This window comes from Streptomyces sp. NPDC037242 (assembly GCF_055604165.1).
The window spans coordinates 1-14,174 of sequence record NZ_JBVJUY010000059.1 but is presented as its reverse complement, the minus strand read 5'-3'; the positions used below and the strand labels follow the sequence as shown (position 1 = coordinate 14,174).

Sequence of the window (14,174 nt, the reverse complement as noted above, 5' to 3'; positions counted from 1 at the left end):
CCGGGCAGGGCCCGGGGAACGGTGGAAGGGCGGGTAGGGGACGGCCCCGCGCAGCGGCAACCCGCGCCCCCGGCGCCGCCCAAGGCCCGACGGACGGAGTCCGGCGCAGCGCGCCGAAGCCCGCGCAGCGGCGCGAGGGGCGCGTCGGGAAATGGGTCCGCGCAGCGGTGCGAGGGACGCGTTAAGAGGCAGCGCCGCGCGGGGGCTCCGGCGCGGCGTCCGCGCCCGGGGCGTGTACGTGCGGCGGCGGATACACGGCATCGTGCCAGTCCGGCACCGGATCCGGGTCGCGCGGGGCCCACAGGGCCGTCAGGCCCAGGTGGACCACGACGGCCACCATCGGCCAGCCCAGCAGCACCCCGTGCGCCAACAGCTCCAGCGGCGCGTCGAAGGCAACCCCCTTGCCCGCCCGCTTCGCGGCCTCGACCAGGTCGGAGGTCGGCCCGAGCCACAGCCCCAGCCGCCACCCCACGAGCGAGGCGAAGCAGGACCCGACCACCAGCCCGATCACCAGCGGGACACCGCCCCGGCGGCGCCACAGGAACACGAGCACCGCGCTCAGCACGCCCAGCCCGGCCGACAGCAGCAGAAACGTCCCGTCGGACCCGATCCGCGCCTCGCTCTCGGTGTTCCGCAGGAAGACGGCCTCACCGTTCGAGACGTACTGCACCCGCGGCGCGAGCCAGGCCCACAGCAGCCCGAGCAGTACGCCGGCCACTCCCACCGCCAGGGCGACGGCGGCCCCGTCGCGGATGTCCGCGGGGGTGATGGCCGCGTCGGACTCCGGCGGGAGCGGCGACGGCGGCAGGTCATGAGGGGTCACGGCTTCGGTCACCCCCACATCGTGCCAGGTCCTGAACGGCGTACGCCGCCCGGCACCAGCACCCGCGCCCGTACCCGCGTCAGCGGACCGACGCCCGCCGGTACGCCCACGTCGCGACGGCCAGCGAGAGCACCCCGACGGCCGCGCACACGCCGAGGTCGAGGACGACCGCGGCCCAGTCCGGGTGCGGCGCGAAGGTCCGCGCGAACGCCTCGACCCCGTACGTCGACGGGAGCAGGTCCCGCGCCCACACGATCACCTCGGGCATCCGCTCCGGCGGCAGCACCCCCAGCAGCAGCGCCGCCGACATCCCCAGCTGCCCGGCCAGCGTGGCCAGCTCCTGGCGCGGCGCGAGCAGGCCCAGCGCCGCCCCGAGACCGGCCAGCGCGGCCCCGGCCAGCGGTACCACCGCGGCCAGGATCCACAGCCCGCCCATCGGCAGCCCGAACAGCACGCACCCGAAGACGGCCGTCACCAGCGTCCCCGGCAGCGTGAAGGAGGCGTACGCGGCGGCGGCGCCCAGCACCACCGACGCGGGCGGCACCGGCAGGGTGGCGTAGTGGTCGAGCCCCCCGCTGGCCCGCAGTTGCCCGAAGTACTGCGCGAGCAGGTTCAACGCGACGAAGGCGACGACCAGGACCGAGGAACCGGCGACCACGGCGCGCGCTTCGGAGCCGCCGTCGACGACCCCGCGCATCAGGATCATGATCCCGACGGACTGGAAGGTGGCCACGAACAGCAGCGGGATCCGCGACACGCGGGCCCGCGAGAGCTGCGCCCGGTACACCGCGGCCAGCGCGGGGAAGAACCGCGCCCGCGGCGCGAGCACACCCACAGCGGGAAGGGCGGTCGTCACGCCTTCACCAGTCCCTTCGAGGTACGCCCGCCCAGCGCGAGGTACACGTCCTCCAGGCTCGGCGTCGCCAGAGTGAAATCGTCGAGGGCGGCGAAGGCCGGCCCCCCGGTCACCGCGGCGACCGCGGCCCGGGCCTCGTCCTGGCCGAGCCGCAGCACCCAGCGCCGACCGGACTCGGCGGCCGCCGGCGCGAGCGCCGCGACCTCCGGCACCTCCAGCGGCGGCGCGGTCCGCCACACCAGCTCCAGGCGGACCTCGTCGGAGACCTGCGCCTTGAGCCCGGCCGGGGTGTCGCAGGCGATGACCCGGCCCTGGTCGATGACGGCGACCCGGTCGAGGACGGTCTCGGCCTCGATGACGTTGTGGGTGACCAGCAGCACGGTGGCCCCGGCCTGGGCGCGCCGCCGGTCGACGGCCGCCCAGACGGCCCGCCGGGCCACCGGGTCCATGCCGGTCGTGGGCTCGTCGAGGACCAGTACCGGCCGCTCCCCCACCAGCGCGGCGGCGACGCACGCGAGGCGCCGCTGCCCGCCGGAAAGCTTCTTCAGGGGCCGCCCGGCGATGTCGGTCAGCCCGAGTTCCTCCAGTACGGAGTCCCGCTCGGCCCGTGCCTCCCGTACGCCGAGCCCGCGCAGCCGCGCGGTGGTCTCGGCGGCCAGTGCCACCGTGAGCTCGTCGAGGGCGGTGGACTCCTGCCCCAGGTAGGCGAGCAGCCGGGCCGCGCGCTCGGGGTGGCGTACGAGGTCGTGGCCGAGCAGGGTCACGGCGCCGGAGTCGGGCCGCATGAGCCCGGTCAGCTGCCGGACCAGCGTCGACTTGCCGGCGCCGTTGGGGCCGAGCAGACCGAAGATCTCGCCGCGCCGCACGTCCAGGGAGATCCCGTCGGTGGCGCGGGTCTCGGGCAGGGCGGGAGCCCCGCGCCGTCCCCGTACCGCCGGATACGTCTTGACCAGGTCACGCACCGCGCAGACCACGTCGGAGGTCGACCCCCCGGCCGCCGCCACGCCGTTTTCCGCTTGTGCTGTGCCCGTACTCACGAGGGAGCAGCCTACGGGGTTCCCGCCCCTACTCGGCTGCCGGGGCGGCCGGGACGGGGGCTCCGGCGGCCTGGCCCGGTGTCGCGGACAGGTGCTCGGCGGCGGCCCGTACGTCGATCTCGCGCCAGAACCCGGCCCGGATGGCGTACCGGTCGTGCTCGTCGATCTGGTCGTCCTTGTGGGCCAGGAGGCCGAACCGGGCCGCGTAGCGCAGCAGCTCCCCGTCGATCCGGTGCGGGATCCGCGGGTACATGGTGGCGAGCTTCTGCAGGTGCACGGTCTCCGGCAGCCGTTCCATCCAGCGGCGCGCGAAGACCTGGCCGACCTCGAAGGGGTCGCCGCCGACGGTGGTGATGTCCTCCTCGCGGTCCGCCCAGCGCTGTTCGGCGGAGGTGAGCTGGGCGAGGGTGGGCAGGGAGGCCGTCTCGGCGGGCTCGCCGAGCGGTCCGGCCCGGTCGATCCAGCCCTTGTCGGAGGACCAGCGCAGGGCGCTGCCGGCCGGGGCGGCCTGCGGGCCGTTGTTCTGGCCGCCCACGGGGGCGCCCTGTGCGGGGGCGCGCAGCGAGCCCGCGAGGTCCTTGGGCGTGGGGACGCTCTTGCCGCCCGCGCCGGTGGGCGCCGGTACGGGGGCGGCGTGGTCCTCGGGCGCGGCGGGGGCCGCGCCTCCGTTGCCGTTGCGCGCGGCCTCGGCCAGGGCCGCCTCGGGCAGCGGGGCCGAGAGGATGGCGGCGATCTCGGGCCGGGGAGCGGGCGCCGGGGCGCACAGTCCGGAGAGGTCGCGGGCGCGGACGGCCCGGGTGATCCAGGTGCGGTCCAGTACGCGGCGCTCGTCCGCTTCGGCGACGAGGTCCTCGGACTGGTTGTAGTCGCCGTCGGCCGCCTGGACGGCCCAGAGGTGGACGGCGACCCCGTGTTCCTTGGCGGACATCAGGCCGGGCAGGAGGTCTCCGTCGCCGGTGACCAGGACGACGTCGGAGCAGGCGCGGTTGCGGGCCAGCTCGGTGAGCTCGGCGTGCATGGCGGCGTCGACGCCCTTCTGCGCCCAGCGCCCGTCGCTGCGGGTCAGGGCGCCCAGCCGGACGGTGACCCGGGACATGACGCGCAGCCGGCGGTGCTCGGGTTGCGGCACCCGGTCGGGTGCACCGTCGAACCAGTAGATCCGCAGCAGCGGCTGCTCGGTGTCGGCCTCGGCGCGCTCGCGCAGGCCCTGGATCAGCGCGGCATGGTCGACGGTGATCCGGGAGCGGGACGGCTCCCCTGCGAGGAGGCTCGCGGCGGCGCCCAGCAGATAGCCGGCGTCCACCAGGACGACGCAGCGGTCCACGCGTACCACCCTCTTCCCTGGGGGTCCTTGGAGTTTCCCCGAGTCTGCCCGACCGCAAGGGGGTTGAAGGCCGGAACTCGATCATCGGCGTGGCGGATCTCGCGCGGGAGGGGGAAGGACCGCCGACTACGCGCAGTAATGATCCAAAATGCGCGCTTTCTGCCGCTGTGTGAGTGTGAAGGCGGTCCTGGCCCCTAGACCCTCACGGAGGCTCCACCATGGCCAAGAACAAGAACCAGAAGCAGCCGCAGAAGCAGCAGAACCGTTCGCCGCAGCAGGATCTCCAGAAGGGTTCGACGGAGTCCTCGCCCGAGTCGACGTCCTCGGCACCGACCCCGATGGACATGGCGCGCAAGGGCAAGTCGAAGCGGTTCGGCCACAACTGACGCGCCTCCGCGAGTGGCACGAAGAGGGGCGCGCCCGGATCCCCGGGCGCGCCCCTCTTCACGTCTGTGCCTCAACCGGCCAGGCAGGACGGGCCGAGCAGCACCTTGAGGTCGCCGAAGAGCGCCGGGTCGGGCTGGACCCGGTGCTTGTCGAGGCGCAGCACGGTGGTGGTGCGCGGCCCCTGGAGCTTGATCCGCACCTCGGTGTTGCCCTTGTGGTGGCGCAGGATCTCCCCCAGACGGGTCACCATCGGCGGGGTGACCTTGACGGTCGGGATGGTGAGGACGACCGGGGCGTTGGTCCCGGCGGAGGTCAGGTCGGGGACCATCATCTCCATGGCGACCAGGCGGGGGACGTCCTCGCGCTTGTCGAGGCGGCCCTTGACGAAGACGACGGTGTCCTCGACCAGCTGGGTGGAGACGAGCTGGTAGGTGGCCGGGAAGAACATGCACTCGATGGAGCCGGCGAGGTCCTCGACGGTGGCGATGGCCCAGGCGTTGCCCTGCTTGGTCATCTTGCGCTGGAGGCCGGAGATGATGCCGCCGATGGTGACGACGGCGCCGTCGGAGTGCTCACCACCGGTGAGCTGGGAGATTCCGGCGTCGGTCTTGTCGGAGAGCACGTGCTCCAGGCCGAAGAGCGGGTGGTCGGAGACGTACAGGCCGAGCATCTCGCGCTCCTGGGCGAGCAGGTAGGACTTCTCCCACTCGACGTCGGAGAACTCGACGTCGAGGCCGAATCCCGGCTCGTCGCTCGCGCCCTCGTCACCCATTCCGCCGAACAGGTCGAACTGTCCCTCGGCTTCCTTGCGCTTGACCGCGACGACGTTGTCGATCATCGGTTCGTGGTGGGCGACCAGGCCCTTGCGGGTGTGGCCCATCTCGTCGAAGGCGCCGGCCTTGATCAGCGACTCGATGGTCCGCTTGTTGCAGACGACGGCTTCGACCTTGTCCAGGAAGTCGGGGAAGGTGGAGTACTTCCCCTTGGCCTTCCTGGTCTTGATGATCGACTCGACGACGTTCTGGCCGACGTTGCGGACCGCGGTCAGGCCGAAGAGGATCACGTCGTCGCCCTGGGCGGCGAAGTTCGGCTCCGACTCGTTGACGTTCGGCGGGAGCACCTTGATGCCCATCCGGCGGCACTCGTTCAGATAGATCGCGGACTTGTCCTTGTCGTCCTTGACCGAGGTGAGCAGGCCGGCCATGTACTCGGCCGGGAAGTTCGCCTTGAGGTAGGCGGTCCAGTAGGAGACCAGGCCGTACGCGGCCGAGTGGGCCTTGTTGAAGGCGTAGCCGGCGAAGGGGACCAGGACGTCCCACAGGGCCTGGATGGCCTTGTCGTTGTAGCCGTTCTTCCGGGCGCCCTCCTGGAAGATGGTGAAGTTCTTCGCCAGCTCCTCGGGCTTCTTCTTGCCCATCACGCGGCGCAGGATGTCGGCCTCGCCGAGCGAGTACCCGGCGATGATCTGCGCGGCCTTCTGCACCTGCTCCTGGTAGACGATCAGGCCGTAGGTGACCGCGAGCACCTCTTCGAGGGGCTTCTCCAGATCCGGGTGGATCGGGGTGATCTCCTGCTGCTTGTTCTTTCGCAGGGCGTAGTTCGTGTGCGAGTTCATGCCCATCGGGCCCGGCCGGTACAGGGCGGACACGGCGGAGATGTCTTCGAAGTTGTCGGGCTTCATCAGGCGCAGCAGGGAGCGCATGGGCCCGCCGTCGAACTGGAAGACGCCGAGGGTGTCACCGCGGCCGAGCAGTTCGAAGGTCTTGGGGTCGTCGAGCGGGAGGGCCAGGAGATCGATGTCGATCCCCTTGTTGGCCTTCACCATCTTGACGGCGTCGTCCATGATCGTGAGGTTGCGCAGGCCGAGGAAGTCCATCTTCAGCAGGCCGAGCGACTCGCAGCTCGGGTAGTCCCACTGGGTGATGGTGACGCCGTCGGAGTGGCGGACCCAGACCGGCACGTGGTCGGTGATCGTCTCGCTGGACATGATGACGCCGGCGGCGTGCACGCCCATCTGGCGGACCAGGCCCTCCACGCCGCGGGCGGTGTCGATGACCTTCTTGACGTCCGGCTCGTTCTCGTACATCCCGCGGATCTCGCCGGCCTCGCCGTAGCGCGGGTGCTGCGGGTCGAGGATGCCGGAGAGCGGGATGCCCTTGCCGAGGACGTCGGCGGGCATGGCCTTGGTGAGCCGGTCGCCCATGGCGTACGGGTAGCCGAGGACGCGAGCGGAGTCCTTGATCGCGTTCTTGGCCTTGATGGTGCCGTAGGTGCCGATCATGGCGACCTTGTCGGCGCCGTACTTCTCGGTCACGTACCGGATCACCTCGACGCGCCTGCGCTCGTCGAAGTCGATGTCGACATCGGGCATGGAGACGCGCTCGGGGTTGAGGAAGCGCTCGAAGATCAGACCGTGGGTGAGGGGGTCGAGGTCGGTGATGCCCATGGCGTACGCGACGATCGAGCCGGCCGCGGAGCCTCGGCCGGGGCCCACCGCGATGCCCTGGTTCTTGGCCCACATGATGAAGTCGGCGACCACGAGGAAGTAGCCGGGGAAGCCCATCGAGATGATCGTGTCCATCTCGTACTCGGCCTGCTTCATCCGGTCGTCCGGGATGCCTCCGGGGTAGCGGCGGTGCATGCCGCGCATGGTCTCCTCGCGGAACCAGGTGACCTCGGTGTAGCCGTCCGGGATGTCGAACTTCGGCATGAGGTTGCGGAACTTGAACATGCCCTCGGTGTCGATCTGGTCCGCGACCAGCCTCGTGTTGGCGCAGCCCTCCTGCCAGGCGTCCGAGGAGTCGATGGCGTACATCTCGTCCGTGGACTTCAGGTAGTAGCCGGTGCCGTCGAAGCGGAAGCGGTCGGGGTCCGAGAGGTTCTTGCCGGTCTGGATGCACAGCAGGGCGTCGTGGGCGCCCGCCTCGCTCGCGTAGGTGTAGTGCGAGTCGTTCGTCACCAGGGGCGGGATGCCGAGCTTCTTGCCGATCTCCAGCAGGCCGTCGCGGACCCGGCGCTCGATCTCGATGCCGTGGTCCATCAGCTCCAGGAAGTACCGGTCCTTGCCGAAGATGTCCTGGTACTCGGAGGCGGCCTTCAGGGCCTCGTCGAACTGGCCGAGGCGCAGCCGGGTCTGGAGCTCTCCGGAGGGGCAGCCGGTGGAGGCGATCAGGCCCTCCGACCACTTGGAGATGGTCTCCTTGTCCATGCGCGGCCACTTGGTGAGCCAGCCCTCGGCGTACGCGTCGGAGGACAGCCGGAAGAGGTTGTTCAGGCCGGTGGCGTTCGCCGCCCAGATCGTCTTGTGGGTGTAACCGCCGGAGCCGGAGACGTCGTCGCGCTTCTGGTGCGGCTGGCCCCACTGGATGCGGCGCTTGTTGCGCCGGGACTCGGGGGCGACGTACGCCTCGATGCCGATGATCGGGGTCACACCCGCCTTCTTCGCGGTGTGGAAGAAGTCATAGGCGCCGTGCAGGTTGCCGTGGTCGGACATGGCGATGTGCGTCATGCCCATCTCGTTGCACGCGTTGAACATGTCCTTCAGCCGCGCGGCACCGTCCAGCAGGGAGTACTGGGTGTGGACGTGCAGGTGCGTGAACGGCGGCTTGGTCACGGTGGGGGTCCTCCGGAGGGGAGAGAGGGGCGGCAGCTACGAATCTTACGTCTCCCGGGTGACAGATCCGGGGCACCGACGGGTACCTTCATCCGTTGCAGAGCCAAGGACACCTGTCCGCAGCGCCCGATCAAAAGCGCCGATCCACCGCACCACCAGGAGGCATCCGCCATGGCGGTTACCGAGACGACCGACGAGCAGCGCGCCGAGCAGATCCTCGACGTTTTCGACACCGCCTTCGGTGAGCTGCTCGCCGCCGACCCCGCTGCCTTCCAGGTCAAATTCCGCAAGATGGCGGCCTCGGCGTTCGCCTTCTACCGGGGCACGGCCTGCCTCTTCTACGCGGACCTGGAGCGCGACCGGCACGGCGGCCCGTACCTGGACGAGCGCACCGGGCGGGTGTGGATCCACGGCGATCTGCACGCCGAGAACTTCGGCACCTACATGGACTCCAACGGCCGCCTCGTCTTCAACGTCAACGACTTCGACGAGGCCTACGTCGGCCCCTTCACCTGGGACCTGAAGCGGTTCGCCGCCTCCGTCGCCCTGATCGGCTACACCAAGGCCCTCAGCGACGAGCAGATCAGCGATCTGGTGCGGACCTACGCCGGCGCCTACCGGGAGCGGATCCACCGCCTGGCCACCGGGGCCAAGCTGGAGGAGGTGCCCTCCTTCACCCTGGACACCGCCGAGGGCCCGCTGCTGGACGCCCTGCGCTCGGCCCGCTCGCGCACCCGCTTCTCCCTGCTGGACTCGATGACGGAGATACGGGACTTCGAGCGCCGCTTCGCGCCCGGCGCGGGGACGATCGAGCTGGACGCGGCCACCCGCTACAAGGTGCTGGCCGCCTTCGACGGGTACCTGGAGACCCTGCCCGACGAGTCGCTGGTGCGGCCGGACTCCTACCGGGTCAAGGACGTGGTGGGGCGCCGGGGCGTCGGGATCGGCTCGGCCGGCCTGCCCTCGTACAACATCCTGCTGGAGGGGCACAGCGACGCCCTGGAGAACGACGTCGTGATCTACCTCAAGCAGGCGCAGACCCCGGCGGTGTCCCGGCACATCACCGAGCGGGCGGTGCGGGACTACTTCCAGCACGAGGGGCACCGCACGGTGATCTCCCAGCGGGCCCTCCAGGCGCACGCCGACCCGTGGCTGGGCTGGACGGAGCTGGACGGGGCCGGTCAGCTGGTCGCCGAGGTCTCCCCGTACGCGGTGGACCTGGACTGGTCGGACCTGGACGACCCGCGGGAGATAGCGGCCGTCGTGGCGGACCTGGGCCGGGCCACGGCGACCATGCACGGAGCCGCCGACGCGGACGAGAGCGGGCAGACCCTGGTCCCCTTCTCGACGGAGCGGGCCATCGACGCGGCCATCGCCGCCGATGAGGAGGGCTTCGCGGACCTGCTGGTGGACTTCGCCCACGCGTACGGGGCCCGGGCCCGCGCCGACCACCAGATCTTCGTGGACCTCTTCCGCAACGGCCGGATCATGCCCTGAATCCCTGGTCCGCCGGGACCCAGGACCCGGTTTCACAGGGACGCATGGCAGACTCGCCGCGATGGACATATCAGGGGCAGGACCGAGGGCGCTGCGGGCCGCGCTGTTCAGCGCGCTCGTCGTGCTGCTCTCGGCCGGCTCGCACGTCCTGCTGTCCCGGGTACCGCTGCCTCCCGCGCTGGTGGGCGGCGCTTTCGCCGCCGTGTTCGCGATCGCTTACGCGCTCGCGGGCCGCGAGCGGGGCCTCGGCCCCATCGCCGGCCTGCTCGTACCGCTGGAGCTGGCGGCCGACACCGCCTTCACCGCCGGCCAGCACGTCTGCTACGGCCCGGCGGGCGGTCCCGTAGCGGGTCCGCTGCGCGCGCTCGGCCTGGAGGAGCTGTGCGGCGGCACGCCGGTGGGCGGCCCGCTGGCCGAGGTGGCCGGGCCCGTCGCCGATCCGGCGGCGCTGCTGGCGGCGCCCGGGCCGTGGACGCCGTGGCTGCTGCTGGGCGGGCACGTGGGCGTCGGGCTGCTGGCCGCGGTGTGGCTGCGGCACGGCGAGCGCGCGCTGGGGCAGCTGGTGCGTGCGGTGGCCGCCTTCGCCTTCCGTCCGCTGCTGCTGGTCGCGGCCTCGGCCGCGGCGGCCTGCGGTCCGGCGCGGCGGGTGCCGCGGCCGGTACGTTCGGGCGCGGGGGCCCGTACCCGCTTCCCCGTGCATTCCGTGGGACGGCGGGGACCTCCCGTACGCGGCGCGCTCGCGAGCGCCTGACGTACACGGCAGTCCCCCCTTTCACACGAGTCACACCCCACGGAGAACACCATGAGCGCACGCAACAGCCAGGCGAACAAGGCGGCGGCCCGCGAGCGGCTGCGCGCCGAGCGCGAGCAGCAGGCCAAGAAGGCCCGCGTCCGCCGCCAGATATTCGTGGCCGGCGGCGTCGCCGCGGCCCTGGCCCTGGCCGGCGGCGTCGGCTACCTGGTCGTGCAGGCGAACCAGCCCGACGAGTGGGACAAGGCCGCCGACGCGAAGGTCGTCCAGCCGAAGAACACCACCGGCGAGAACGGCACGACCGTCGTGATCGGCAAGCCTGAGGCCAAGAAGACCCTGGAGCTCTACGAGGACTCGCGCTGCCCGGTCTGCGCGACCTTCGAGCAGGCGAACGGCCCGCAGATCAAGAAGGACCTCGACGCGGGCAAGTACAAGATCCAGTTCATCGGTGCCACCTTCCTCGACAAGGGCTTCGGCGGCTCCGGTTCGAAGAACGCCCTGAGCGCTCTGGGCGCGGCGCTGAACGTCAGCCCGGACGCGTTCCTGGAGTACAAGACGGCCCTCTACTCCGCGACGAACCACCCGGAGGAGAAGGACGACAAGTTCGGCAAGGACGAGTACCTGCTGAAGATCGCAGACCAGGTGCCGGCGCTCAAGGACAACGCCGAGTTCAAGAAGGCCGTCGAGGAGGGCACTTACAACCGCTGGGCGATCGAGATGTCGAAGGTCTTCGACAAGAGCGGCGTCCAGGGCACCCCGACGCTGAAGATGGACGGCAAGAAGATCGACCCGATCCCGCAGTCGGCCGAGCAGTTCACGGCGGCGATCGACAAGGCCATCGCCGGCTGACCTCCTCCCCCTTCCGCACACAGGCGGGCGAACTCTCAGAGTTCGCCCGCCTGTTGCCTTCCCAGGGCTGTACTGGCGCATATACCGATCAGTAATATGACCGCCCGTGACCAGTCATCTCTCTTCTTCTGCCGCCTCGTCGGCACCCCGCCGCCGTACGGTCGTCAAGGCCGCGGCAGCCACGGCCGCGCTCGCCCCGATCGTCGCGCTGGGCTCCACCACCGCCCACGCCGCCGAGAGCGCCCCCGCCTTCCTGCACGGCGTCGCCTCCGGCGACCCGCTGCCCGACGGCATCCTGCTCTGGACCCGCGTCACCCCCACCGCCGAGGCCGTACCCGGCTCGGGCAAGGGCGCGGCCACCACGGTGACCTGGGAGATCGCCGAGGACAAGGGCTTCTCCCGGATCGTCGCCGGCGGCTCCGTGACCTCCTCCGCCGCCTCCGACCACACGGTCAAGGCCGATGTGCGCGGCCTGCGGCCGCAGACGGCGTACTGGTACCGCTTCACCGCGGGCACCACCGTCTCCCCGGTCGGGCGCACCCGCACCGCCCCGGCCGCCGAGACCACGACCCCCGGGGTCCGCTTCGGCGTGGTCTCCTGCGCCAACTGGGAGTCGGGCTACTTCTCCGCGTACCGCCACCTGGCCGCGCGCGGCGACCTGGACGCGATCCTGCACCTCGGCGACTACATCTACGAGTACCAGACCGGGGGTTACCCCGAGGACAAGTACGTCGTACGCCGCCACGAGCCGGCGCACGAGATCCTCACCCTGGCCGATTACCGCACCCGGCACGGCAAGTACAAGACGGACGCCGACCTCCAGGCCCTGCACCTGGCGCACCCGGTGATCGCGATCTGGGACGACCACGAGATAGCCAACGACGCCTGGTCCGGCGGCGCCGAGAACCACACGCCGGGCACCGAGGGCGACTTCGCGGTCCGCGCGGCGGCAGCCCGTCAGGCGTACTTCGAGTGGATGCCGGTCCGCACCTCCACCGAGGGCACCGTCTACCGGCGGCTGCGCTTCGGCACCCTCGCCGACCTGCACCTGCTGGACCTGCGCAGCTTCCGCTCGCAGCAGGTCGGGGTCGGCAGCGGCAAGGTGGACGACCCGGAGCGCACCCTCACCGGGCGCGCCCAGCTGGACTGGCTGAAGGCCGGCCTGGCGGGCTCCCAGGCGACCTGGAAGCTGGTCGGCACCTCGGTGATGATCTCGCCCGTGGCCTTCGGCTCGCTGCCGGCGCACCTGCTGGAGCCGCTCGCGGAGCTGCTCGGCCTACCCACGGGCGGCATCGCGATCAACGTGGACCAGTGGGACGGGTACACGGACGACCGCAAGGAGCTGCTCGGCCACCTGACGGACCGCGGCGTCCGCAACACCGTCTTCCTGACCGGTGACATCCACATGGCATGGGCGAACGACGTGCCGGTGACGGCGGCCACCTACCCGTGGTCGCGGTCCGCGGGCGTGGAGTTCGTGGTGACGTCGGTGACCTCCGACAATATCGACGACATGCTGCACGTCCCGGCCGACACGGCCTCGCTGGTCGCCGAGACGGCGATCAAGGCGGCCAACCGGCACGTGAAGTGGCTGGACATGGACTCCCACGGCTACGGCGTGCTGGACGTGACGGCCGAGCGCTCGCAGATGGACTACTACGTCGTGTCCGACAAGCGCCGCCAGGACGCCACGGCCCGCTGGGAGCGCTCGTACCGGACGCTGAACGGCACGCAGAAGGTGGAGCGGGCCGACCAGCCGGTTCGCTGACCCACCGTCAAATTTGCGGTTCGATGGGGTGCTTGGTTCAGACCAGGCGCCCCATCGGCATCAGAAGCAACAAATCTTTTACGTAAGACACTTGACCTGTTTATGACATGCGCACGTAAGCTTCGCGCCAGCTGAGGAGATCCCTCCAGCCATTCCCCCACTCGCGAGGAGCACACGTGCGCGCTCTTGCCCGCATATCCCCCCTTCTTCGCCGCCGCCTGATGGGTACGGCCGTCCTGGCCGGAGCCCTGGCCTTCACCCCCCTCGCCGCCCCCACCACCCTCGCCGCCGCCAAGACGGGCGCCGAGGTGTGCGCCGAGGAGGCCGCCGGCGCGGCCAACGCCCGCGTGGCGCGGCCGAAGGACCAGCACGCGGCCGAGCCCAACGAGGTCACCGAGGCCCAGACCAAGGCCATGGACGCCGACCTCAAGGCGAAGCTGGACAAGGCCTCGAAGGAGCAGCGCAGCCTGCGCGCCGCCGAGGCCGTCACGAGCATTCCCGTGTACTTCCACGTCATCCACTCCGGCACGACCGGAAAGCTGACGTCCACGGACATCAGCAAGCAGCTGGCGGTCCTCAACGCGGCCTACGGCGGCCAGGGCACCGGCAATGTGAACACGAACTACCAGTTCACCCTGGCGGGGACCGACTACACGGACAACGCCTCCTGGTACAACCTGGCGTCCGGCTCCACGGCCGAGAAGAACATGAAGACCGCGCTGCGCAAGGGCGGCGCGAACGCGCTGAACTTCTACACCGCGAACCTGTCCGGCGGGCTGCTCGGCTGGGCCACCTTCCCCAGCTCCTACGCCTCCCAGCCGAACATGGACGGCGTCGTCGTCCTCGACACCTCGCTGCCCGGCGGCTCCGCCGCCAACTACAACGAGGGCGACACCGCGACCCACGAGGTCGGCCACTGGATGGGGCTCTACCACACCTTCCAGGGCGGCTGTAACGGCAGCGGCGACTCCGTTTCGGACACCCCGGCCGAGAAGAGCGCGGCCTTCGAGTGCCCGACCGGTCGTGACAGCTGCGCCAGCAAGGCCGGCGTCGACCCGATCCACAACTTCATGGACTACACGTACGACTCCTGCATGTACCAGTTCACCGCCGGCCAGGTGGCCCGCATGAACAGCTCCTGGACCGCCTACCGCGGCTGACCCGCGAGAGCCGGAAACGGCGGGGGGGGGGGGGGGGGGGGGGGGGGGGGGGGGGGGGGGGGGGGGGGGGGGGGGGGGGGGGGGGGGGGGGGGGGGGGGGGGGGGGGGG

The 14,174-nt window shown here is 71.1% G+C and carries 11 protein-coding genes; 6 read left to right on the top strand and 5 right to left on the bottom strand.

Annotated elements, in window-relative coordinates; genetic code table 11:
* Window positions 1-181: 181 nt before the first annotated feature.
* The 4 genes from ACZ7GJ_RS37510 to ACZ7GJ_RS37495 form a co-directional block, all read right to left on the bottom strand.
* Complete coding sequence (locus tag ACZ7GJ_RS37510) at window positions 182-835, bottom strand: DUF2567 domain-containing protein (protein ID WP_470758393.1); 654 nt, start codon at window positions 833-835, stop codon at window positions 182-184.
* 67 nt (window positions 836-902) lie between these two features.
* Window positions 903-1,679, bottom strand: coding sequence for an ABC transporter permease (locus tag ACZ7GJ_RS37505; protein ID WP_470758391.1), 777 nt, complete (start codon window positions 1,677-1,679; stop codon window positions 903-905).
* Complete coding sequence (locus ACZ7GJ_RS37500) at window positions 1,676-2,716, bottom strand: ABC transporter ATP-binding protein (protein ID WP_470758389.1); 1,041 nt, start codon at window positions 2,714-2,716, stop codon at window positions 1,676-1,678. The genes ACZ7GJ_RS37505 and ACZ7GJ_RS37500 overlap by 4 nt, the downstream gene beginning before the upstream one ends.
* A gap of 28 nt (window positions 2,717-2,744) precedes the next feature.
* Window positions 2,745-4,049: an NYN domain-containing protein gene (locus ACZ7GJ_RS37495; RefSeq protein ID WP_470758387.1), complete on the bottom strand. Its 1,305-nt coding sequence runs from the start codon at window positions 4,047-4,049 to the stop codon at window positions 2,745-2,747.
* A gap of 209 nt (window positions 4,050-4,258) precedes the next feature.
* Here ACZ7GJ_RS37495 and ACZ7GJ_RS37490 point away from each other — a divergent pair, with 209 nt between their 5' ends.
* A complete protein-coding gene (locus ACZ7GJ_RS37490; protein ID WP_470758385.1) occupies window positions 4,259-4,426 on the top strand; it encodes a hypothetical protein in 168 nt (55 codons plus the stop codon).
* 71 nt (window positions 4,427-4,497) lie between these two features.
* Here ACZ7GJ_RS37490 and dnaE read toward each other — a convergent pair whose 3' ends face one another.
* Window positions 4,498-8,040, bottom strand: coding sequence for a DNA polymerase III subunit alpha (gene dnaE, locus ACZ7GJ_RS37485; RefSeq protein ID WP_470758383.1), 3,543 nt, complete (start codon window positions 8,038-8,040; stop codon window positions 4,498-4,500).
* A gap of 171 nt (window positions 8,041-8,211) precedes the next feature.
* Here dnaE and ACZ7GJ_RS37480 point away from each other — a divergent pair, with 171 nt between their 5' ends.
* The 5 genes from ACZ7GJ_RS37480 (at window position 8,212) to ACZ7GJ_RS37460 (ending at window position 14,065) form a co-directional block, all read left to right on the top strand.
* The gene (locus tag ACZ7GJ_RS37480; RefSeq protein ID WP_470758381.1) at window positions 8,212-9,537 is read left to right on the top strand and encodes a DUF2252 domain-containing protein; all 1,326 of its coding nucleotides are present in this window, start codon (window positions 8,212-8,214) and stop codon (window positions 9,535-9,537) included.
* A gap of 61 nt (window positions 9,538-9,598) precedes the next feature.
* Window positions 9,599-10,288: a hypothetical protein gene (locus tag ACZ7GJ_RS37475; RefSeq protein ID WP_470758379.1), complete on the top strand. Its 690-nt coding sequence runs from the start codon at window positions 9,599-9,601 to the stop codon at window positions 10,286-10,288.
* Between the two features lie 51 nt (window positions 10,289-10,339).
* A complete protein-coding gene (locus ACZ7GJ_RS37470) occupies window positions 10,340-11,137 on the top strand; it encodes a DsbA family protein (protein WP_470758377.1) in 798 nt (265 codons plus the stop codon).
* Between the two features lie 106 nt (window positions 11,138-11,243).
* Window positions 11,244-12,905, top strand: a complete 1,662-nt coding sequence (locus tag ACZ7GJ_RS37465) for an alkaline phosphatase D family protein (protein ID WP_470758375.1) — start codon at window positions 11,244-11,246, stop codon at window positions 12,903-12,905.
* 221 nt (window positions 12,906-13,126) lie between these two features.
* Complete coding sequence (locus ACZ7GJ_RS37460; RefSeq protein WP_470758395.1) at window positions 13,127-14,065, top strand: zinc metalloprotease; 939 nt, start codon at window positions 13,127-13,129, stop codon at window positions 14,063-14,065.
* Window positions 14,066-14,174: the final 109 nt, after the last annotated feature.

Coding starts and splice junctions, on each gene's coding strand:
- ACZ7GJ_RS37475 (WP_470758379.1), top strand. CDS start 9,599: ATGGACATATCAGGGGCAGGACCGAGGGCGCTGCGGGCCGCGCTGTTC.
- ACZ7GJ_RS37480 (WP_470758381.1), top strand. CDS start 8,212: ATGGCGGTTACCGAGACGACCGACGAGCAGCGCGCCGAGCAGATCCTC.
- ACZ7GJ_RS37460 (WP_470758395.1), top strand. CDS start 13,127: ATGGGTACGGCCGTCCTGGCCGGAGCCCTGGCCTTCACCCCCCTCGCC.
- ACZ7GJ_RS37490 (WP_470758385.1), top strand. CDS start 4,259: ATGGCCAAGAACAAGAACCAGAAGCAGCCGCAGAAGCAGCAGAACCGT.
- ACZ7GJ_RS37470 (WP_470758377.1), top strand. CDS start 10,340: ATGAGCGCACGCAACAGCCAGGCGAACAAGGCGGCGGCCCGCGAGCGG.